The sequence below is a fragment of the Streptomyces sp. NPDC048461 genome, assembly GCF_055587105.1.
The window spans coordinates 62,629-82,640 of the sequence record NZ_JBVJGW010000012.1; the positions used below are offsets into that span (position 1 = coordinate 62,629).

The following is a 20,012-nucleotide window of genomic DNA, read 5'->3' on the forward strand; positions in this document are numbered from 1 at the left end:
GACCGGCCCACCACGCCCTGGAGCACCCCCGTGCGCACCCGCATCATCTGGTGGGCCAGCCTCGCCCTCATCGGCGGAGCCGCCGCCGGCATCACCGGCTGGTCCCTCTACGTCGTCGCCCACAACATCTACGGCGTCCCCCGCGGCCTCGCCATCCTCACCGCCGCCGTCTACGACGGCACCGCGATCGCCGCCCTCTACCTCGCCGGGCAAGCCGTCCAGGAACGACGCTCCGCCCTCGGCCCGCACCTCGCCACCCTCGGCATGGCAGGCGTCTCCGTCTACCTCAACCGCATCCACGCCCAGCACATCGAGGGCGGCATCGGCGCCCTCCTCCTCTTCGCCACCCCCACCATCGCCCTCCTCCTGATCACCGGCCTCGCCTGGTCCGGCGTCCGCGCCCGGCACCGCGCCGCAGCAGGAGACACGCCCGTCACCCTCCCGCGGTACGGCATGTGGGGCTGGCTCCTCGCGACCGAAGACGCATGGTCGGCCACCAAGAAGCGGGCCATCCACCACGTGACCAGCAGCGCATCACCCGCATCACCCCCGCATCAGACCGCGCGTCACAGCGCATCAGCGGTCCTCCGTAGCCACTTCGCCGGCATGGACCCGGCTGACGCCATCCGCCTGGCGCACTCCGCGAAACCGAACACCTCACCGGCCGACCTCGCGGCCGAACTCACCTCGTACGGCGTCCACGTCACCGCGGTCCAGGTCGCCCTGGTCCTCGGCGATACGCCCGCCCGCATCACCGTGGAGCGCGACGATACGCCTGACGCGCGTCATGATGCGCCGCTGGTCAGGCCGGTATCGCCCCTCAACAAGAGTCAGGCGATCCTCGACGCGGCGACCGCGCTCGGCCCCAAGGCGAGGCCCGCCGACGTGGTGGAGCGGGTGCGGCGCATCACGGGGCTGCAGGTTGATGCGCCCTACGTTCGCACCGTCCTGTCCCGCAACAAGACCGCGGCCGACGTCGGCAAGGGCGGGGAGGGCTACAACTGATGACCGGCGCCCCGCTCTCCGGCCGGATCATCCCGCCCGGCGCCCCGCTCCCTCCTCCGCCACCGGACCCCCCGGGCCCGCCGCGCGCGGCACTCCCCGACGACTGGTGGCGGCACCAGCCCCCACCGCCCGCACCCCGCCCGCCAGCCCCGCCGTACACGCCGCCCCCGCCACCGCCCGGGCCGATCGACGTCCACGTCACCCTGTCGTGGGCCGCCCCCGAACCCGAACCACCCGCATGGTGGCGGCGGATCCGCTGGGGCTACAACGCCGGCTGTCTCCTCTGCGCCGGCCCCGTTTCCGCCCCGCTCGCCTGGATCCTCGCTGAAGTCCGCGACAGCCAGGGCCTCGCCGGGGCCTGGACGCTCGCCGCGATCCCGCTGGCCGTCCTCGCCCTCCTCGACAATGGCCGCCGCGTCGAAGCCGAGCACGCGCTGCCCGAGCTGTGGGCGCCGAAGCTCCGCGCGATCCGCGCCCGGATCCTCCTCTACGCCGTACTGATCGCCACCGCCACCACCCTCCCCGCGACCACCCTCGTCTACGTCCTCACCGGAGTCCGCCCGTGAACACCCTCGCCGCAGCAGCCTTCGGCCAGTTCAGCACCACGGCCCTTACCGGCGCCGGCCTCGCCGTCGGCCTCAGCCTCCTCGCCGTTGACCACTACACCTGGTGGAAGGGCAGTGGCGGCGCAGCAGCAGCAGCCGGGGGAGGCGCCACCGGCAAGGACATCAAGGCCCTGATTCCCACCTGGTTCGGGATCGCCTACGGCGTCATCATGGTCGGCTGCCCGGCCGGAGCCCTCGGCATCATCGGCGGCATGCTCCGTTGGGGTGGTAACACCGCTGGCGGCTTCGTCATGAGCTTCTTTACCGGGCAGAGCGCAGGCACAGTCGCGACCGCGTCCGCGCCCACCCTCACCTGGGAGGGCGCCCTCATCGTCACCGCCCTGACCCTCACCCTGTGGGCCTTGCGTAAGAAGGTTTCCGCCGAAGCTCGCCGGAAGTTCAAGCGCGGCGTATGGGTCGGCTGCCTCCTCACGATCGGAACCGGGGTGTTCGCCTACCTCGGCACCCTCGTCATCCCCACCGTCAACGAGATCGGCGCCCAGCTCCTCGGCTCGATCGTCACGGGGGCGTTCCTGTGACCGCCCCGACGTCCCGCGCCTGGGCCCACGCCGCGGCCGCCCGCCTCACCCTCGGCTCGAAGCGCCTCACCGGCCACCTCACCCGCCGGATCACCGCCTGGATCCGCAGCACCTGGCAGCGCACCATGGCGTGGCTGTCCGACGCAACCGGCCTCGCCTGGGCCGTGCGGCTGTGCGTGCTCCTCGCCGCGGCCTGGATCCTCCGCAAGGTCGGCGTCTCGGTCGCGGCCGCCGCCGCCCGCCGGATCGAGGCCTCGGCGTGGCTGCTGTGGCCCGCGCTCGCCCTGTGGATCATCGCCGCGTGGCGGGCCGGACACCCGGACTGGAAGCCCCGCCCGACACCGGCCGCAGCCGAGGAGCCGGAGCCCACGGCCGAGCCGGACCCCGTGTCGCTGGCCAAGGACCACCCGCCCGGACCGAGGCTCGACGACGTCCTCGCGGCCGCCCGGAAGCTGGGCACGCCCCACGTCCACCTGGCCGCGATCGAGGAGCGGTTGAAGGCCCCGGCCGGCACCGTCCGGCGGGTCATCGCCGAGGCCGGCATCCCCATCTCCGACGTCCGCATGCAGGGCCGCGGCACCAGCACCGGCGTGAAGGAGGCGGACATCCCGCCCCTCTCCTCCCCCTCTCCGGAAGGGGCAGGGGTCGTTGTTGGCGCAGGTCAGGACGACAACAACAACAACAACATCCGAGTCACCCGCTCCGCAGGAGGGGCCCAGGTCACCGTGACCGACCTCGCCGAGCAGCGCGCGTACACCGTCTGAAAGGGCAGCCCCATGAACTTCATCCGCTACCGCGTCGAGGACGCCGACGGCACCTTCCTCGACGAGTTCGCCACCAACGCGGCGGACTTCGCCGCAGAGCGCATTGCCCGCGTCCGGAAGTACCACCCGGGTCTCAGCGTCACCGAGACCGACGACAACCAGGACTGCTGAACCCCGGGGCGGCCGCCGCCTGGCAGCTGACCGGCCGCCCCGGACCCCGTCACCTCACGAGAGACAGGAACCGCCATCATGCAGCAGACCATCAGCCTCGACCAGCTTCGTCGTCGCAACGAGCAGTCACAGCAGGCCGCCCAGAAGCCGCAGACCCCGCCCCCGCCCGCACCGCAGCAGCGATGATGAACCGCATGGCCACCCAGAAGATCGAGCACGCCGCCCCGAAGAAGCAGGGCCTCACCCTCGACCAGCTCGCCGCGTTCGTACAAGCCGCCATGCGGTCTGGTGCCACCGGCGCCGAAGTTGTAGGAGCAGGCGTCACCTTCAGCGGCAAGCTCCAGAAGATCAACGTAGAAGTCGACACGAGCAGCACACACACCCCGGACCCAAGCCCGGCCGATCGCACGTAAATCCAGCCACGCACGAGGGGTGCCATACCGGCCACACCGGGCGTAGCGTGACCACGTGCCACCCCGCACAGGCGTCTCCCATCGGAGGGCGTGACGCCACCAGAGCCCCGCCGCGCGCACCCCCGCCCGGCGGGGCTCTCCCGTGGCGGTTGCCAAAGCCGCGCTGATCGTCCATGCTTGGCCCATCTCCGGCGTGCCCGGACACAAACAGATGCAAGGCCCCCACCAACAGGCGGGGGCCTTTCGCGTACCCAGACCACCCGGGGCGGGTGGACACAGGGAAAGCCGCCCGGGCTGAGGGCCCCGGGCGGCAACCGCCGTGACACCATGAGCCCATGACCGATCGCGACCCACTGGTCGACGCTGCCGCCGAACTACTGATCGCGGCCATCACCATGCGAGACCTGCTCGACGCCATGCCCCCCTCTGTACGCGCAGCCATGCCCGACGACATCAAGGGACGCGTCGACCGCCACGGCTACCAGTCGGCGTTCGATGCCCTCCCTGGCGACATCCGTCACAAGGCACGGGTCATCGTCGACCAAGACCCCGACATCATCGCCGCGCGGCACCTGTAGGAACCGAATCCGGCAGGAGGCGCCATGCGCATCCGCATCTCCGACGGCGCCCGCCACATCGACATCCAAGCCGAAGGCACCCCCCTCACCCAGCTCGAAGCGACCGCCCTCCACCTCCTCGCCGCACTACCCCCCACCCCACAAGACCCCACCCCACCCCCACCCTCACCCTTCGGCTTCACCCACGACCTCCAAGGCGTCAGCCTCGACAGCACCACCGAGCGCGCAGACCCCGAGCCCGACACCTGCCCCGACCCCGACGACGACCAGGACCAGCAGTCGTGAGCAGCGGATGGACAGATAGCACACGCCGCGATGAGCTACCGCCCAACTGGTACAGCGAGCTGCGGCCCTTCGTCCTCCAGCGCGACAGCTACCGCTGCCGATGGGACGAGGACGGACCAGTCTGCGGACACCACGCCAACCAGGTCGACCACATCAAGCCGGGCAACGACCATCGGCCCTCGAACCTCCAAGCCCTCTGCGAGCACCACCACGCGATCAAGAGCAGCAGGGAAGGCAACGCGGCCCGCTGGCGCGAGACGATCCGCCGGCCGCCTGAGCGTCATCCCGGGATGGTCAAACCCGATCATGGAAATGTGTGACTCTCCGTGACCTGGGGGGTGACTCCCACCCCCGCCCCCTCCGGGAGCCCGGGAGGTGCTGCGGCTCGCGTTGTGTACGGGTCTGGGGATCCTGGCCCCTTGGTGCAGTGTGGACGTGCGTGTGGCAGGCGATCGCGGGTGGCCTGGGGTGATTCGACCCCTGGGTGGGTCGGCCGTTCTGGGGGCTTCCTGGCTCTTCACGCAAGGGGATTACGGAGCGTATTGCCTGGTCAGAGCCCCATAACCGTTACAGCGGGGGTATGATGGAGGGCATGGTCAACCGCCCCTGCGTCCACTGCTCCGGCCCGATGCCGCTCACCGCGCGAGCTCATGCGCAGTACTGCTCGGGACGCTGCCGCACCGCCGCCTGCAGGGCGCGCCGGACAGTCCCGGCCGAGCTGACCACCCGTCCCCGCTGGGTGCGGCACACCGCACGCAAGGTCCCGCTGACCGTGGGCCGTGCCGTTGCGTCGAGCACGGACCCGTCCACATGGTCCCGGCATGGCGACGCAGCCGCGAGCTCCGTCGGCGTCGGCCTTGGCTTCGTCCTGAACGGCGACGGCATCGTCTGCCTCGACCTCGACCACTGCCTCACCGCGGACGGTGAACTCGCGGGCTGGGCGCAGCAGATCGTGGACGCGGCGGCCGGCACCTGGGTGGAAGTCTCTCGCTCCGGGCGCGGGCTGCACATCTGGGGGTATGGCGACCTGTCGCACGGCAGGCGCATCACGGTCGGCCCCGGCTCGGTCGAGCTGTACGGGGACGGCCGGTTCATCGCGGTCACGGGGCGGACGTACGGCGACACGCCGCAGCGTCTCGGGGACCTGCAACACGTGATTGACGCACTGCTGTAGCGCCCGACACGGGTCGCTGCCGCGCACCCGACACGGGAGGTACAGCTATGCCGGCATTTCGGAAGCGGCCCATCTTGGTCTCAGCGGTTCAGTGGACCGAGGACATGTGTATGGCCGATCTTCGCGCTTTCGCGGACAACCTGGTCGCGCTCGACGACGTCAACCGCGTGTTCCGCGTGTATGACCGGCTGCACAACACGTGGGTGTCGTTCGAGTACGGCGACTGGATCATCCGGGGTGTGCAGGGAGAGTTTTATCCGTGCAAGCCAGACGTGTTCGAAGCCACGTATGACGCGGCCGACCGGGCCCCGGACGTACAGGACGTCGACGCTGAGGCGGTTCACTGATGGCACGCCTTCAGATTCTGGAACTGCCCGAGGGCGCCGACGACGAGCGGGCGCCGTTCGTTCTTGTCGTCGACGAGTGCATGCCGCAACGCGTTGCCCAGGGCATGGGCGAGGCTCCGGTGGACTACTGGCAGTCCTTGGCTGACCGGATCGGGGCGCGGGGTGTGATCGTCACCCCCGACACGATCGAGATCCCGGCGAACGAGGTGTCGATCGGGCCGGACGGGTACCCGGTGAGGCTTCGAGTCGAGGCCGACCTGAGCAAGTTCAACGAGCAGGTCGCTGAGGCTCGAGACCGGGCTACGGAGGTGTTGGGCTGATGGGCGGAACCGGACCGGCGCCGAAGCCGAACGACCGGCGGTCGCGCCGCAACAAGGATGCGGTGCCGCAGACCGTGCTGCGCTGGGAGCATGCGGAGGCGCCCGACCTGCCCGACTTCCGGGTCGAGAAGGACGGCGACCTCGTTGAGTTCACGTGGCCGGAGAGAACCCGGGAGTGGTGGCAGACCTGGATCGACAGCCCCCAGGCTGATCACCTGGGCACCACGGACTGGGAGTACTTGCTCGACACCGCGCTGATCCACGCTCGGCTGTGGGGCGGCGACCTCTCGGTCGCGGGTGAGCTGCGGCTGCGTGTGGCAGCGTTCGGTGCGACCCCCGCGGACCGGGCCCGTCTGCGGATGGTGTTCGCCGACGCGGACGGGGCCGACGGCGGCCGGGGTCGCTCGGGCGGTACCTCGGCGCGAGAGCAGTACGGGCAGCTGCGGATGATGCCGGGCGGGAAGGCCAGCCCGGCCGCCGGTGAGTAGCTCAGGGAGCCGTCGTGCCGTGGCGGGGGCCTGAGTACGAGGGCGAGCTGCCGACGCTGGGCTGGTACGCGCTCGACTGGATGATCGGCCACCTGGCACAGCCGGGCCTGGACGAGTACGCCCCGTTCATCCCGACGATGGAACAGGCCGAGTTTCTGTGCCGGTACTACGAGCTGCACCCGGTGACGGGGAAGCGGCTGATCCGGCGCGGGGTCCTGTCTCGCTCCCGAGGTTGGGGCAAGAGCCCGTTCCTGTCCGCGATCGCGTTGACCGAGGCTTGCGCGGACGTGGTCGCGGACGGGTACGACGCGTACGGGGAGCCGGTGGGCCGGCCGTGGTCGTCGCTGCGGACGCCGCTGATCCAGTTGGCTGCGGTGTCGGAGCAGCAGACGGAGAACTCGTGGCTGCCGCTGCTGGAGATGGCGCGCGGCGGGAGTCTGGCCGAGGACTACGGCGTTGAGGCGCTCGACACGGTGGTGTACCTGCCGCGCGGGAAGATTGAACCGATCACGTCCAGCGCCGCAAGCACCAAGGGCAACCCGGCCTGCTTCGCGATCATGGACCAGACGGAAGAGTGGAAGGTCGGCAACGGCGGCGTCCGGCTCGCGAAGACGATGCGGTTCAACGCGGGCAAACTCGGCGGCAGCCTCATCGAGACGCCGAACGCGTTCACCCCCGGCGAGGGCTCGGTGGCCGAGCAGTCCGCCGCGGACTACCAGGCCATCCTCGACGGCCGCTCCCGCGGCACGGGCATCCTGGTGGACCACCGCGAGGCGCCCGGGGACACCGACCTAGACGACGAGGAGTCCCTCATCGCGGGCCTGCGGTACGCGTACGGCGACAGCTCCAACCACCCCGACGGCTGCGTGCTGCACGACCCCCCGTGCGCGCCCGGGTGGTCGCCGATCGAGCGGCTCACCGCCGACTTCTACGACACCAGCAACGACGTGCAGGACCTGCGCGCCGACTACCTCAACCAGATCACCCACGCGTCGGACAGCTGGCTGTCCGAGCCGGAGATGCGGGCCGTGTCCGACCTCGGCAAGGAGGTCGAGCCCGGGGACCGGATCACGCTGGGTTTCGACGGGTCGCGGAAGCGGACTCGCGGCGTCACGGACGCGACCGCGCTGATCGGGTGCCGCCTCTCCGACGGGCACGTCTTCACGATCCGGGTGTGGGAGGCACCGCTGAAGGCGAAGGACTGGCAGGTCCCCGTGGTCGAGGTCCTCGCGGAGGTCACCGAGACGTTCGAGAAGTACGACGTCGTCGGCTTCTACGCGGACCCCGCGAAGTGGGAGTCCCACGTCGCTGACTGGGAGGCCGCGTTCGGGCCGCGGCTCAAGGTCCAGGCCACCCGGAACCACCCGGTCGAATGGTGGATGACCGGCGGCCGCAGCACGCTGATCGTGCGGGCGCTGGAGAAGTTCCACACCGCGGTCGTCGAGGGCGAGTTGACCTACGACGGGTCCTCGGTCCTGACACGGCATGCGCTGAACGCGCGGCGCCGCAAGACCCGGTCCGGGATCCAGATCATGAAGGAGCACCCGGACTCCGCAAACAAGATCGACGCGATCATCGCGGCCGTCCTCGCCTGGCAGTGCCGCCTCGACGCGGTCGCGGCCGGTGTCGCGGTTGAGGAAGAGGCCATGGGCGGCTTCACGTTCTGACGAGCTCCGGGAAAGGGGGCACGGCGTGCTCGACGAGACCCCGGACACCCCGGACTGGTGGCTGCTGCGGCTCGGCCGCAAGCTGCGCAAGCGGCAGGGACAGCTGGACGAGTGGTGGCGGTACTACAGCGGCGAGCCGCCGCTGCCGCAGCTGCCGGCCAACGTGCAGGCGGCGTTCATCGACTTCCAGCGGAAGGCGCGTACGAACGTCTGCCAGCTCATCTCTAACGCGTCCGTGCACCGGCTCTGCGCTCTCGGGGTGACCGGCCCGGACGGGGAGCCGGACGACCAGGCGTCCCGCTGGTGGCAGGCGAACCGGATGGACTCGCGGCAGAAGCTTGTGTTCCGGTCCGCGATGTCGCAGTCCACGGGCTACATGATGGTCGGCCCGCACCCCACGAAGGTGGAGGACAACGGCCGGCCCTCGCCGCTGATCACGCCGGAGCATCCGCGCGAGTGCATCGTCGAGTACGACCCGGAGACCGGCGAGCCGTACGTGGGCCTGAAGGCCATCCGCAACGAGATCGACGGGTACGGGTACGCGTGGGTGCTGTACGACGACACTCGGTTCCCGTACCGGACGAAGGAGCGGTGCGGCACCCGGTTGCCGTGGGGGCCGGACTCGTGGCAGTACATCGGCGCCAGCGACAACGGCGAGCCGCACGACCTGGGGATGCTCCAGCTGATCGAGTTCGCCCGGACCCCGGACCTGGGCGAGGACCCCGTCCCCGAATTCGCTGTGGTGATGGATCTCCAAGACCGTCTGAACCTGGGCGTCCTGAACCGCATGTCCGCGTCCCGCTACTCGGGCTTCCGGCAGCCGTGGATCAAGGGCCACAAGTTCGCCAAGAAGGTCGACGCGGCCACCGGCCTGGTCACGGTCGAGCAGCCGTTCGTTCCGGGCCCGGGCAACATCTGGGTGTCGGAAAACCCGGAGGCGCAGTTCGGGCAGCTCGAGGCGACCGAGCTGTCGGGCTTCCTCAAGGAACACGCCAGCGACGTCAGGGACATGCTGATCCTGTCGCAGACCCCCGCTTACTACTACGCCGGTGACCTAGTCAACATCAGCGCGGACACCATCAACGCGCTGGACATCCTGCACGTGGCAAAAATCCGCGAGCACATTGCCAGCTTCGGCGAAGCCTTCGAGGACGTCATGAGCCTCGCCGCAGCCCAGGCCGGCGTCCCCGAGGACTACACCGAGGCGGAAGTCCGCTGGGCGAACCCAGCGCACGTCAGCCTCGCCATCAAGGCCGACGCCGCAACCAAGCTGAAGTCCATCGGCTACCCGCTGGACGTCATCGCCGAGGAGATGGGCGAGACCCCGTCACGGGTCCGGCGCATCACCGCGGGGGCCGCGTCGCAGGCCCTGCTCGCCGCCGCGCTGCTCCCAGCACCGGGAGCGGCGCCGACCGCGGGCAACCTGCCCGACGAGGGTGCCGGGCCGGGCGGGGCGCTCGATGGGTGAGGCGCTGCAGGCCGCGCTCGCCGAGCGCTACGACCTGCTCACCGGCGGCCTGCGGGACCGGCTGCTGACCTTCGTTCTGGCCGCGTTCGACGGGCTCGGCAGTTACCGCGACGCGGCGGCCGCCGAGTTCATCGCCCGCGTGGTCCCGGTCGTCCTGGCGACGCAGCAGCAGATGGGCGCCGTCACCGACGCCTACCTGACCGCGCTGATCGCCGACATGACCGGGCAGGCCGCGGCCCCGGCCGGCGTACAGCTCGCCGAGGCGCTGCGCGGTACTCCGCCGGAGGAGGTCTACCGGCGGCCGTTCGTGCAGACGTGGACGGCCCTGTCGGCCGGGAAGGACTTCGTAGATGCCCGCGGGCAGGGACGGACTCGGCTGCTGTCCATCACCGAGACCGACCTGCAGATGGCCCGCACACACGCCGCGCAGCAGTCGTTGAAGCGGGGCGGGGTCAGGTTCTTCCGCCGGCAGCTCAAGAAGACCAACGGCACCTGTGCCCTGTGTGTGATCGCGTCGACGCAGCGGTACCGGGTGGAGAACCTGATGCCGATCCATCCCGGCTGCCACTGCAAGCCGGTGCCGCTCGTGGGCGACCGGGACCCCGGGCAGGTTATCGACGAGGGCCTGCTCAAGGATGCCCACGACGCGATCGCCCGGGACATCGGCGAGTCCGACCGCGGCGGCCGCGCCCCCGACTACCGGCAGATCATTATCACCCGCGAGCACGGCGAGATCGGCCCCCTGCTGGCCGTCCGCCGCCAGAACTTCACCGGCCCCGACGACATTCCGGCCGCGTGACGTGCGGCGCCGACACGGCGCGCACCCGAACACCACCCCGACACGGGAGACATCACCATGCCCCTGCGCACGCTGCCCCGCCACGCCCGTACCGGGCAGACCGCTCTCGGCTGGCGCAAGGCCCGCCCCGGCGAGACCCAGGGCGAGCTGTACCCGATCTGGCCGGTCCTCGGCGGCGCCCCTGACGGCGACGGCGACGACGGCGGCGACCAGGACGACGACGGCGCTGGCGACTCCGACAAGGACGACGGTGGCGACGACGGCCAGGGCGACGACAAGACGGACTACAAGGCCGAGGCGGAGAAGCACAAGGCCCTGTCCAAGAAGCACGAGGCGAGGGCCCGCGCGAACGCGGAAGCGGCGAAAGAGCTGGCGCGGATCAAGCGCGATGGCATGAGTGACCTCGACAAGAAGGTCGACGAGGCCGTCGCCGCGGCCCGCGCCGAAGAGCGCGTGAAGTCCGGTGTCCGCGTCGCCCGCGCCGCGTTCCTTGCGGCGGCGTCCGGGCGGATGGACAACGCCAAGGACGTCGCGGACGACGTGAACCTGAAGAAGTACGTCAACGAGGACGGCGACGTCGACGAGGACGCCATCGGCGAACTCGTGGACCGGCTGGCCCCGAAGAGGTCCGACAAGGACGAGGACGACGAGCAGGACGAGCGCGACACGCGCCGCCGCCGTCGGCCCGCGGGCGGGGGCTTCCAGGGCACCCGCCGGCGTACGGACGGTGGAAAGGGCGGCGGCTCGACCGTCGCCGACGGCGCCGAGCTGTACAAGCAGCTGCTCGGCGGTACCAAGACCTGACGATCTCGGAGGGGATCACACCATGGAACTCACCATCAAGACCCAGAACTTTTCGGGCGACGACCAGTCGTGGCTCGGATCCGAACACGGCACGCAGGCGACCGAGACGGTGGTGCTCGACACCAGCCTGTTCACGGCCGGCACCCACTACCCGGACGGCTTCTTCAAGTCCGGCATCGCCCTCGGGCAGATCACGACCGGCGGCAAGTACGGCCCGTACGACAACGGGGCGAGCGACGGACGCCAGACGATGGTCGGCTTCCTGTTCGCCGCTGTCCCGGCCCCGACGGTCAACACCCTGGACCCGGCCGCCGCGATGCTCACCCACGGCAAGGTCCGCGAGTCCCGCCTGCCCACCGGCCACGGCGTGGACGCCGCAGGTAAGGCCGAAGTCGCCGGTTCCATCCGGTTCGTCTGAAAGGAGTTGATCTAGATGAGCTGGGTACTGGACACCGAATTCATCGAGCCCGCACAGCTGACCGGCCTGATCCGGGCGGCACTCGCCGACCAGCAGGTCAACCGGTTCACCCTGTCGCGATGGCTGCCGAACGTGCAGGTCGACGACATCACCTTCGAGTTCCTCAAGGGCGGCGGTGGCCTCGCCGAGGCCGCGTCGTACCGGGCCTGGGACACCGAGTCGAAGATCGGCCGCCGCGAGGGCCTGTCGAAGGTCATGGGCGAGCTGCCCCCGATCAGCGAGAAGATCCCGCTCAACGAGTACGACCGGCTGCGGCTGCGACAGCTCGACCGCGAGCAGGCGCTGCCGTTCATCGCCCGCGACGCGGCCCGCCTGGCCCGCAACATCGGCGCCCGGTTCGAGGTCGCCCGCGGCGCCGCGCTCGTCAACGCGAGCGTGCCGATCACGGAACTGAAGCAGACCGTCGACTTCGGACGGACCGGCACCCACTCAGTGACGGCGGCAGTCCTGTGGTCGGTCCACGCGACGGCCACCCCGCTGACTGACCTGCAGGCGTGGACGCAGACCTACGAGGACACCAACGGGGAGACCCCGGGCGTGATCCTCATGCCGAAGGCCGTGCTGCAGCACATGACGCAGTGCGAGCAAGTCATCCGGCAGGTGTACCCGCTGGCCCCCGCCGGCACCGCACCCATGGCCACCAACGACCAGGTGTCCGGAGTGCTCCGCTCGCTGGGCCTCCCGGAGATCGAGCTGTACGACGCACGCGTCAAGGTCGACGGCGTCGCGACCCGCATCACCCCGGCCAACGCGATCGCGCTGCTCCCGGAGCCGGGTTCCACCACCGCGGGGCAGCCCACCGACCTCGGCGCGACCCTCCTCGGGACGACTGCCGAGTCCCTGGAGGAGGACTACGCGCTCCAGGGCGGCGACCAGCCCGGCGTCGTGGCCGGCATGTGGAAGACCAAGGACCCGGTCCGCCTGTGGACGCACGCCGCGGCCATCGGCATCCCGGTCCTGCGCGAGCCGAACCTCACGTTCAAGGCGCAGGTGCTGGCATGAGCCGACGGCTGATCGCATACGTCCACATCGACGGCGAGGTGTACGGCCCGGACGACAAGGTCCCGGCCAAGGTCGCGGCCCGCATCGGCGAGCACGCGTGGGAGAAGAACGCTGAGGACCGGGAGCTGCCCGAAGACGACGGCGGGCAGGGCGCACCGCCGCGATCCGGACGCGGCTCCGGCCGGGACGCGTGGGCGGCCTACGCCGGCGCGAACGGGCTCGGCGTCGACGAGGACCGGACCCGGGAGCAGATCATCGCCGACCTCGAAGACCGCGGCGTGATCGAGCGGGAGCGGGAGGAGTAGGCGGTGGCGGCGTTCGCGACGGTGGAGGACTACGAGGCCCGTGCCGACGTGGTCCTGTCCGACCGGAAGCGGGAGCAGGTCGAGGCGTACCTCGACGACGCGTCCGCGCTGATGCGCCGCCACATCCCCGCCGGCTACACCCCCGACACGGGGACCACGCGGGCGATCGCGGTGGCCGTCACCCGCCGCGTCATCGCCAACGGCGGCGGGTACCGGCAGCGCACCATCGGCCAGTACTCGGAGACCCTCGGGGAGAACGGTGGCCTGTACGTCACCGACGAGGAGATCGGCCAGCTCCAGCCCCCCGACAGCACCGACCCGGACGCCGACGGCGCGTTCACGGTCGGCATGGTCGACCAAGGGCTCCCGGGCTGGCGGGATGACCCGTACGGCTGCTGGCCGAAAGGGCGATGGCTGTGATCGGTGAGGAGCTGCTTCCGCACCTCGTCGAGGTCGAGCAGCCGGGCACGGTCGCCGACCGGTACGGCAACCAGACCCCCGACTGGGCTGCGTCCACGCGGGTGGAGGTCCGGGCGTGGATGCAGCAGAACACCGGCGCGGAAGACACCGACCAGCGGGACGCGCAGATCGGCGAGTGGCTGCTGATCTGCAACCCGTACGCCACCGACGGGGCTGATCTGACGGTGCACGGCCGGGACCGCGTGCACTGGAACGGCGCCCTCTTCGAGGTGATCGGGCCGCCCGGCCCGGCCTGGGAGCCGTCCGAGCTCCACCACTACGAGATCAGGCTCAAGACCGTAGAGGGGTGATGGCGATGCCCGAGACCCGCATCATTCCGAACCGGTCCGCGATCGCCGGGTTCCTGAAGTCGGCCGGCACCCGCGAGCTGATCGCCCGCAAGGTGCAGGACGTCGAGGGAGCCGCGGAGGCCGCGGCCGGGCCGGACCACGGGCAGTTCCGTACCGACCTCAGCGACGCGGGCCAGCGTGTCCGCGGCGCGGTCATCGGGGACTACGCCACGTCCGCCCCGGAGGACTCCCGGCGGGCCCTGCTGCGCGGCCTGGAAGCGGGCTCGGGGTGAGCGCCCCGCCGGTCCTCATGCCGGACGCGGTGGCTGTGGTCACCGGATACCTCCGCGCCAGGCTTGTGGCCCGCGGGGACACGGCGCCGGTCGGATCCCGTGTGCCGTCGCCCCGCCCGGCTCGCTTCGTGCGGGTCGAGCGGATCGGCGGCCCGCTCCACTCGCCGGTCACCGACCGGCCGCGGCTGGACGTGCACTGCTGGGGCGCTGACGAGGCGGGCGCCCACGACCTGATGCAGCTGTGCCGGGCCCTGCTGGGCGCAGCACGCGGCCCCTACGGCGGAACGGTCCTGGCCCGCCCGGCTGTCGGCGGCCCGCAGTGGCTGCCCGATGCTGCGTCCGGTCAAGCCCGGTACGCCTTCACCTTCGACGTGACCCTGCGAGGAGACGCCTTGTGAGCGACACCCCCCGTCTGGCGAAGACCATCCGCGTCGAGCGGCACGGGCCCAACGCCCACGTGTACATCGACGACGTGGAGTTCGCCTACCTCATCGCGGACGACGAGATCGAGATCGGGGCGATCACCCCGGACGCTGTGCCCACCGTCCGATTCACCGTCCTCGCCGAGCGGCTCGACCTGGTCAACCAGCTCGACCCGGAACCCGAACCTGAACTGGAGAAGCAATGAGGGTGACCTTCGCCTACCCGCAGACCACTGCGGATGGCACCGTACGAGCCCCGGACGAGACCGCTGATCTCCCCGACGACGAGGCCCGCCAGCTCCTCAAAGACGGCGTGGTCCGCCGCGCCGACTACGAGGACGGCGACACACTCACCCCGGACGCCGCCCCGGCGACGAACACCTCCGGCATGCCCGAGCCAGTCATCCCCGCCCAGCCGCCGAAGCAGGGCGCCCGCAGCAGGACCGGAGGTGAGAACTGATGGCCGGCAACACCGACAACCCGAGGCTCTGGGAAGGCGCCGACTTCTACGTGGCGCCCGTGGGCAGCACCGCCCCGACCGACGTCGCCACGGCGCTGGCCGCCGCGTGGAAGGCGGCCGGGCTGCTGTCCGAGGACGGGGCATCCGAGAGCCGCGACCAGGACTCCAGCGACCACTACGCGTGGGGCGGCAAGCTCGTCCGCACCACCAAGAGCAAGCACAAGCGGACCATCAAGGTCACGTGTCTCGAGGACAACCTCGTCGTATTCGGGCTCGTCAACCCGAACTCGACCGCGATCACCGCGACCGGGATCACCACCCGCACCATCAAGATCCCCAAGACAGACCCGAGGGCGTTCCTGCTGGAGCTGAAGGACGGCATCATCACCAAGCGCCGCCTGATCCCCAAGGGGGAGGTCACCGAGGTCGGCGAGGTCACCCTCTCGGACTCCGAGCTGACCGCGTACGAGCTGACCATCACGGTCTACCCGTCCAGCACGGACGTCCTGTACATCGACATCACCGACGACCCGCAGGCCATCGTCCCGTAACCCGGGCGAGGCCCACCGACCGGCGGGCGGTCCGATCTGCGCGGGTCCGGACCGTCCGCCGCCACACCCTGCCGACCCGCGCGAGCACGTGAAGGAGACCCGCGCCCATGACGACGAAGAAGACTGCCGCTCGCCGGCCGGACGACAAGCCGTTCGACTTCAACCTCGACGCCGTCCAGTCCGAAGTTGAGCTGACCCCGTTCGTGTTCCAGCACAACCGCCGCCGCTGGACGTTCGCCCACCTCCAGGCCCTCGACATCATGCCGCTGATGGCAGCCGCCAAACTCGGCGACGCCGCGGCCATGGTCTCCGCGTTCCGTGAGGCGCTCGGCGCAGAGGAGTGGGAGGAGTTCAAGAAGGTCGGCCTTCCCCAGTACAAGGTCGACAAGCTCTTTGATGCCTACCACCAGCACTGCGGCATGCAGTCGGGGGAATCGGAGGCCTCGTCGGACTCCTGAGGGAGCACGGCGAGGCCGTCGAGGCCGACCTACGCCAGCACTACGGCGTTCGCCTCTCAGACCTGTTTGCGCAGGACGCCAGCGGCCGAGCACGACTCACCTGGCGCGAGCTCGCCGTCCTCATCCGGCAGATGCCCGGCACGGCCCGGACCAGGATCGCCCTCGGCGACCAGGACGGACTGTGGGGGCTGGCCGAGCACCTGCAGGCCGACGCGATCGAGGCATTGCACGCCGCGAACTGGCAGCGCGCCAACTCCGGTCTGAAGCGGCATGAGCAGTCCCCGCCACCGGAGCCGTACGACCGTCCCGGCCGGCGGAAACCAGAGCGGAAGCAGATCACCGCGAACGATCTGCTCGACCACCGTGAACGCATGAGAGCCCGCGCCGCGTAGACGCGCGCCGCCCAACCATCCGGAAGGGCGGTGCCCGTCATGCCTTCTGCCGCGACCGAAGTAGCTGTCGGCTACGTCTCCATCGTGCCGTCCGCGCGCGGTTTCGCTGCCGAGTTGCAGCGGCAGATCGGACGGCCGACCGTCCAGGTTGGCGCCGACCTCGGGCAGGAGGCTGGGCAGGCGAGCAGCCGGAACATGCTCGCCACTCTCGGCAGTGGCCTCAAAGCGGGCGTCGCAGCAATCGCCGCGACGGGCGCGGTCCTGTTCACCGCGGCGTTCAGCCAGGCGCTGGAGCAGTCCGCGAGCAAGGCCAAGCTCGCCGCGCAGCTGGGCCTTGGCCCCAAGGAGTCGGCACAGCTCGGCAAGGCTGCGGGGGACATCTACGCCAAGGGGTACGGCGAGTCGTTCGAGCAGGTCAACGACGCGCTCAGGACGCTGACTCAGAACGGGATCCTCGCCGTCGGGGCGCCTCGCGCGGACGTGGACGCGCTCACGAAGAGCACCCTGAACCTGGCGGAGGCGTTCGGTACGGACGTCGGCGACGCGGCCCGCGCGGCCGGTCAGCTGATCCGTACCGGCCTGGCAAAGGACTCCAAGACGGCGTTCGACCTGATCACGGTCGGTTTCCAGTCCGGGGCGGACAAGGCCGGCGACTTCCTGGACACCCTGAACGAGTACAGCACGCAATTCCGGCGGGTCGGCCTCGACGGTGCGAAGTCGATCGGGCTGATCTCGCAGGCGCTGGCCGCCGGAGCACGGGACTCGGACCAGGTTGCGGACGCGCTCGGACAGTTCGGCGAGATCGCGCTGGCAGGCGGTAAGCCGGTCGACGAGGCGTTCAAGTCCATCGGGCTGAGCTCCGCGACGATGGCGAAGCTGATCGGCCAGGGCGGGAGCCAGGCGGAGCAGGCGCTGCAGCTCACCACGGACGCGCTGCGCCGTACGTCCGACGAGCAGGTCAAGCTGAACGCCGCAGGGGCTCTCTTCGGGGACCCGGGCAAGGTCATGGGCGACGCGCTTTTCGCGCTGAACCCGGCTGGTGCCGCGGCTGAGGCAGGCCTGGACAAGGCGGCGGGCGCTGCGGACCGGATGGGTGAGGCGCTGCACGGCGGCGCAGGCCAGAGCTTTGAGGTGTTCAAGCGGCAAGTCCTGCAGGGCCTGACCGACTTCATCACGGCCCGGGTTCTCCCTGCGGTTGTGCAGTTCGGCGGGTTCCTGAACTCGTACGTGCTGCCGGTCCTGCGGGATATGGGATCCGTGTTCGTCACGTACATCCTGCCCGCCCTGGTGCAGGTTGGCGCGGCATTCATGGCCGGCGTGGGCTGGGTCCGTGAGTACGGGGCGTGGCTGCTGCCTCTCGGCGTGGCAGTGGCCGGGCTGACGATCACGCTGAATGCCTCGGCGATCGCGACCGGTGCGGTGACGGCCGTGTTCTCGATCTACCGGGGCGTGATTCTGGCCGCGGCTGCCGTGACGCGCGGGTACGCAATCGTCCAGGGCGTCCTGAACGCCGTGCTGACCGCTAACCCGATCGGGCTGATCATCACCGGTATTGCGGCGCTGGTCACTCTGCTGGTCGTCGCCTACAACAAGAGCGACACCTTCCGGGGCATCGTCCAGGCCACGTGGGCAGGCATTCAGGCCGGGTGGAACATCCTGTGGAACGACTACCTGAAGCCCGGGTTCGCTGCCCTCATGGCGGGGCTGCGCGTGGTCGGAGAGGTTGCCGTCTGGCTCTGGCAGAACGTACTGTCTCCGGTGTTCTCGGGAATCGCTACGGGCGCCCGAATTCTTGCGACGATCATCCTGACCGTTCTCATCACGCCGGTCTATCTCGCGCTGAAATTCCTGGGCTGGGTCTTTTCCTGGCTCTGGGATGCGGCGATCAAGCCCGTATTCGATTGGATCGCTGCCGGGGCGACGTGGCTCTGGGCCACGCAGGTGAAGCCCGCGTTCGACAACCTGATGATCGGCGTACGGGCAGTCGGCGCCGCCGCCATGTGGCTGTGGACCAACGCGATCAGCCCCGCGCTCACCGCGATTGGCACGCTCGCGACGTGGCTGTGGAACAACGCGATCAAGCCCGCGTTCGCGAACATCGTCGCTGGTGGGCGTGCGCTCGGTGACGCGGCCATGTGGCTGTACACCAACGGGATCAAGCCCGCATGGGACAACATCGGCGCGGCGATCCGCTTCGTGTGGACCGCGTTCATCAAACCAGCGTTCGACAACGTGTCACGCGGCGTCGGCTACGTCCGCGACTCCTTCGACACTGGCGTGAGCGCCATCGGACGTATCTGGGACGGGCTGAAGGAGACCACCCGCAAGCCCGTGCAATTCATCATCGACACGGTGTACAACAACGGAATCCGGAAGGTCTGGAATACCGTTGCCGACTTCACCGGAGCGGGCAAGCTCGGCCCCGTAACCTTCGAAGACGGCGGCCGCACCCGCGGCGGAATCCCCGGCCGGGATTCAATTCCCGCGCTGGTTATGGCCGATGAATTCATCGTCAAAAGGGACTCGGCCCGGAAGATCGGGTTCGGGACCCTCGACTACATCAACCGCACCGGCAACCTCCCAGGGTTCGCCGCGGGCGGGCAGGTGCAGCGGTTCGCCGACGGCGGGCTGGTCGGCTGGGCCAAGGGCGCCGCCGGATCGATCGGAGACTTCTTCGGCGACATGACCGACCTGATCGCCAACCCGGGGAAGGCCTGGAACGCCGCCACCGGCTTCATCCGCGACCACATTGCGAGCATCACCGGTTCCGGGTACGGCAAGTTGATCGCGAGCCTGCCGACGAAGATGCTGTCCAGCCTGAAGGACAAGATCGTCAGCGCGATGACTTCCTTCGGCGGCTCCGGCGGCGGGGACATTGGTGGATCCGGCGTGCAGCGCTGGGCGCCCGTCGTCCTGCAGGCGCTCCAGATGGTCGGGCAGCCGGCCAGCCTCCTGCAGACGACGCTGCGCCGGATGAACCAGGAGTCCGGGGGCAACCCCAACGCGATCAACCTGTGGGACTCCAACGCCATGGCGGGCATCCCGTCGAAGGGCCTGATGCAGACCATCGACCCCACGTTCAATGCGTACGCGGGCCCGCTCCGCGGCCGTGGCGTGTGGGACCCGCTGGCGAACATCTACGCCTCGATGCGGTACGCGCTCGCGCGGTACGGGTCGCTGGCCGCGGCCTACAACCGGCCGGGCGGCTACGACTCAGGGGGCTGGCTCCAGCCAGGAGTGACCCCCACGATCAACGGCACCGGCCGGCCGGAGGCGGTGCTGACGGCACCGCAGTGGCAGGCCGTGTCCTCGCTCGCGGCGGCGGGCGCCGGACTGTCCGGGCAGCGGCTGCGGCTGGTCGTCGCGGACGGCCGGGAGTTCGAGGCCTATGTCGAGGACGTCGCGGACGGCCGTGTCGTGGCCGGTCAGAAGCAGCTGATGAGCGCCGTGCAGGCGGGACGGGGGCGGTAGACGG

30 protein-coding genes are annotated in these 20,012 nt (G+C 70.1%); all 30 read left to right on the forward strand.

What is annotated here, in order from left to right:
- Positions 1–30 precede the first annotated feature (30 nt).
- Positions 31–1,005 (forward strand): hypothetical protein, encoded by a 975-nt coding sequence (locus tag ACZ6S8_RS21530; RefSeq protein WP_469458041.1) that lies wholly within the window; start codon positions 31–33, stop codon positions 1,003–1,005.
- Positions 1,005–1,571, forward strand: a complete 567-nt coding sequence (locus ACZ6S8_RS21535) for a hypothetical protein (RefSeq protein ID WP_469458043.1) — start codon at positions 1,005–1,007, stop codon at positions 1,569–1,571. Before ACZ6S8_RS21530 ends, ACZ6S8_RS21535 begins: the two co-directional genes overlap by 1 nt.
- The gene (locus ACZ6S8_RS21540; RefSeq protein ID WP_469458045.1) at positions 1,568–2,149 is read left to right on the forward strand and encodes a hypothetical protein; all 582 of its coding nucleotides are present in this window, start codon (positions 1,568–1,570) and stop codon (positions 2,147–2,149) included. The genes ACZ6S8_RS21535 and ACZ6S8_RS21540 overlap by 4 nt, the downstream gene beginning before the upstream one ends.
- Positions 2,146–2,913, forward strand: a complete 768-nt coding sequence (locus ACZ6S8_RS21545; protein ID WP_469458047.1) for a hypothetical protein — start codon at positions 2,146–2,148, stop codon at positions 2,911–2,913. The genes ACZ6S8_RS21540 and ACZ6S8_RS21545 overlap by 4 nt, the downstream gene beginning before the upstream one ends.
- 12 nt (positions 2,914–2,925) lie before the next feature.
- Positions 2,926–3,084, forward strand: a complete 159-nt coding sequence (locus ACZ6S8_RS21550; RefSeq protein WP_469458048.1) for a hypothetical protein — start codon at positions 2,926–2,928, stop codon at positions 3,082–3,084.
- 194 nt (positions 3,085–3,278) lie between these two features.
- Positions 3,279–3,497, forward strand: coding sequence for a hypothetical protein (locus tag ACZ6S8_RS21555; protein ID WP_469458049.1), 219 nt, complete (start codon positions 3,279–3,281; stop codon positions 3,495–3,497).
- A 335-nt stretch (positions 3,498–3,832) separates the two neighbouring features.
- Positions 3,833–4,075: a hypothetical protein gene (locus tag ACZ6S8_RS21560; RefSeq protein WP_469458051.1), complete on the forward strand. Its 243-nt coding sequence runs from the start codon at positions 3,833–3,835 to the stop codon at positions 4,073–4,075.
- 24 nt (positions 4,076–4,099) lie between these two features.
- Positions 4,100–4,360 (forward strand): hypothetical protein, encoded by a 261-nt coding sequence (locus tag ACZ6S8_RS21565; protein ID WP_469458053.1) that lies wholly within the window; start codon positions 4,100–4,102, stop codon positions 4,358–4,360.
- On the forward strand, positions 4,357–4,680 hold the full coding sequence (locus ACZ6S8_RS21570) for an HNH endonuclease (RefSeq protein WP_469458055.1): 324 nt from the start codon (positions 4,357–4,359) through the stop codon (positions 4,678–4,680). Before ACZ6S8_RS21565 ends, ACZ6S8_RS21570 begins: the two co-directional genes overlap by 4 nt.
- A 272-nt stretch (positions 4,681–4,952) precedes the next feature.
- Positions 4,953–5,534, forward strand: a complete 582-nt coding sequence (locus ACZ6S8_RS21575; RefSeq protein WP_469458057.1) for a DNA primase — start codon at positions 4,953–4,955, stop codon at positions 5,532–5,534.
- A gap of 110 nt (positions 5,535–5,644) precedes the next feature.
- A complete protein-coding gene (locus ACZ6S8_RS21580; RefSeq protein ID WP_469458058.1) occupies positions 5,645–5,881 on the forward strand; it encodes a hypothetical protein in 237 nt (78 codons plus the stop codon).
- Positions 5,881–6,201 (forward strand): hypothetical protein, encoded by a 321-nt coding sequence (locus ACZ6S8_RS21585; protein WP_469458060.1) that lies wholly within the window; start codon positions 5,881–5,883, stop codon positions 6,199–6,201. Before ACZ6S8_RS21580 ends, ACZ6S8_RS21585 begins: the two co-directional genes overlap by 1 nt.
- Positions 6,201–6,689, forward strand: coding sequence for a phage terminase small subunit (locus ACZ6S8_RS21590; protein WP_469458061.1), 489 nt, complete (start codon positions 6,201–6,203; stop codon positions 6,687–6,689). The genes ACZ6S8_RS21585 and ACZ6S8_RS21590 overlap by 1 nt, the downstream gene beginning before the upstream one ends.
- 14 nt (positions 6,690–6,703) lie before the next feature.
- Positions 6,704–8,356 carry a terminase gene (locus tag ACZ6S8_RS21595; protein ID WP_469458063.1) on the forward strand — a complete coding sequence of 551 codons (1,653 nt, stop codon included), beginning with the start codon at positions 6,704–6,706 and terminating at the stop codon, positions 8,354–8,356.
- Between the two features lie 25 nt (positions 8,357–8,381).
- Positions 8,382–9,824 (forward strand): phage portal protein, encoded by a 1,443-nt coding sequence (locus tag ACZ6S8_RS21600; protein WP_469458064.1) that lies wholly within the window; start codon positions 8,382–8,384, stop codon positions 9,822–9,824.
- Positions 9,817–10,623: a hypothetical protein gene (locus tag ACZ6S8_RS21605; protein WP_469458066.1), complete on the forward strand. Its 807-nt coding sequence runs from the start codon at positions 9,817–9,819 to the stop codon at positions 10,621–10,623. The genes ACZ6S8_RS21600 and ACZ6S8_RS21605 overlap by 8 nt, the downstream gene beginning before the upstream one ends.
- A 57-nt stretch (positions 10,624–10,680) precedes the next feature.
- Positions 10,681–11,427, forward strand: a complete 747-nt coding sequence (locus ACZ6S8_RS21610) for a hypothetical protein (protein WP_469458067.1) — start codon at positions 10,681–10,683, stop codon at positions 11,425–11,427.
- 22 nt (positions 11,428–11,449) lie between these two features.
- Entirely contained in the window at positions 11,450–11,845 is a 396-nt protein-coding gene (locus ACZ6S8_RS21615) for a head decoration protein (protein WP_469458069.1), read from the forward strand.
- A gap of 15 nt (positions 11,846–11,860) precedes the next feature.
- Entirely contained in the window at positions 11,861–12,907 is a 1,047-nt protein-coding gene (locus ACZ6S8_RS21620) for a major capsid protein (RefSeq protein ID WP_469458070.1), read from the forward strand.
- Positions 12,904–13,212 carry a hypothetical protein gene (locus ACZ6S8_RS21625; protein ID WP_469458072.1) on the forward strand — a complete coding sequence of 103 codons (309 nt, stop codon included), beginning with the start codon at positions 12,904–12,906 and terminating at the stop codon, positions 13,210–13,212. The genes ACZ6S8_RS21620 and ACZ6S8_RS21625 overlap by 4 nt, the downstream gene beginning before the upstream one ends.
- A 3-nt stretch (positions 13,213–13,215) precedes the next feature.
- Positions 13,216–13,632, forward strand: coding sequence for a hypothetical protein (locus tag ACZ6S8_RS21630; RefSeq protein WP_469458073.1), 417 nt, complete (start codon positions 13,216–13,218; stop codon positions 13,630–13,632).
- On the forward strand, positions 13,623–13,982 hold the full coding sequence (locus ACZ6S8_RS21635) for a head-tail adaptor protein (protein WP_469458075.1): 360 nt from the start codon (positions 13,623–13,625) through the stop codon (positions 13,980–13,982). The genes ACZ6S8_RS21630 and ACZ6S8_RS21635 overlap by 10 nt, the downstream gene beginning before the upstream one ends.
- A gap of 5 nt (positions 13,983–13,987) precedes the next feature.
- On the forward strand, positions 13,988–14,254 hold the full coding sequence (locus ACZ6S8_RS21640) for a hypothetical protein (protein ID WP_469458077.1): 267 nt from the start codon (positions 13,988–13,990) through the stop codon (positions 14,252–14,254).
- Between the two features lie 101 nt (positions 14,255–14,355).
- The gene (locus ACZ6S8_RS21645; protein WP_469458078.1) at positions 14,356–14,652 is read left to right on the forward strand and encodes a hypothetical protein; all 297 of its coding nucleotides are present in this window, start codon (positions 14,356–14,358) and stop codon (positions 14,650–14,652) included.
- A complete protein-coding gene (locus tag ACZ6S8_RS21650) occupies positions 14,649–14,882 on the forward strand; it encodes a hypothetical protein (protein WP_469458079.1) in 234 nt (77 codons plus the stop codon). The genes ACZ6S8_RS21645 and ACZ6S8_RS21650 overlap by 4 nt, the downstream gene beginning before the upstream one ends.
- Positions 14,879–15,136: a hypothetical protein gene (locus ACZ6S8_RS21655; RefSeq protein ID WP_469458080.1), complete on the forward strand. Its 258-nt coding sequence runs from the start codon at positions 14,879–14,881 to the stop codon at positions 15,134–15,136. Before ACZ6S8_RS21650 ends, ACZ6S8_RS21655 begins: the two co-directional genes overlap by 4 nt.
- Complete coding sequence (locus ACZ6S8_RS21660) at positions 15,136–15,687, forward strand: phage tail tube protein (RefSeq protein ID WP_469458082.1); 552 nt, start codon at positions 15,136–15,138, stop codon at positions 15,685–15,687. The genes ACZ6S8_RS21655 and ACZ6S8_RS21660 overlap by 1 nt, the downstream gene beginning before the upstream one ends.
- 107 nt (positions 15,688–15,794) lie before the next feature.
- Complete coding sequence (locus ACZ6S8_RS21665) at positions 15,795–16,145, forward strand: hypothetical protein (protein ID WP_469458083.1); 351 nt, start codon at positions 15,795–15,797, stop codon at positions 16,143–16,145.
- Positions 16,146–16,276: 131 nt separating this feature from the next.
- On the forward strand, positions 16,277–16,537 hold the full coding sequence (locus ACZ6S8_RS21670; protein WP_469458084.1) for a hypothetical protein: 261 nt from the start codon (positions 16,277–16,279) through the stop codon (positions 16,535–16,537).
- Between the two features lie 39 nt (positions 16,538–16,576).
- Positions 16,577–20,008 (forward strand): phage tail tape measure protein, encoded by a 3,432-nt coding sequence (locus ACZ6S8_RS21675; RefSeq protein ID WP_469458085.1) that lies wholly within the window; start codon positions 16,577–16,579, stop codon positions 20,006–20,008.
- The last annotated feature ends 4 nt before the right edge of the window (positions 20,009–20,012 follow it).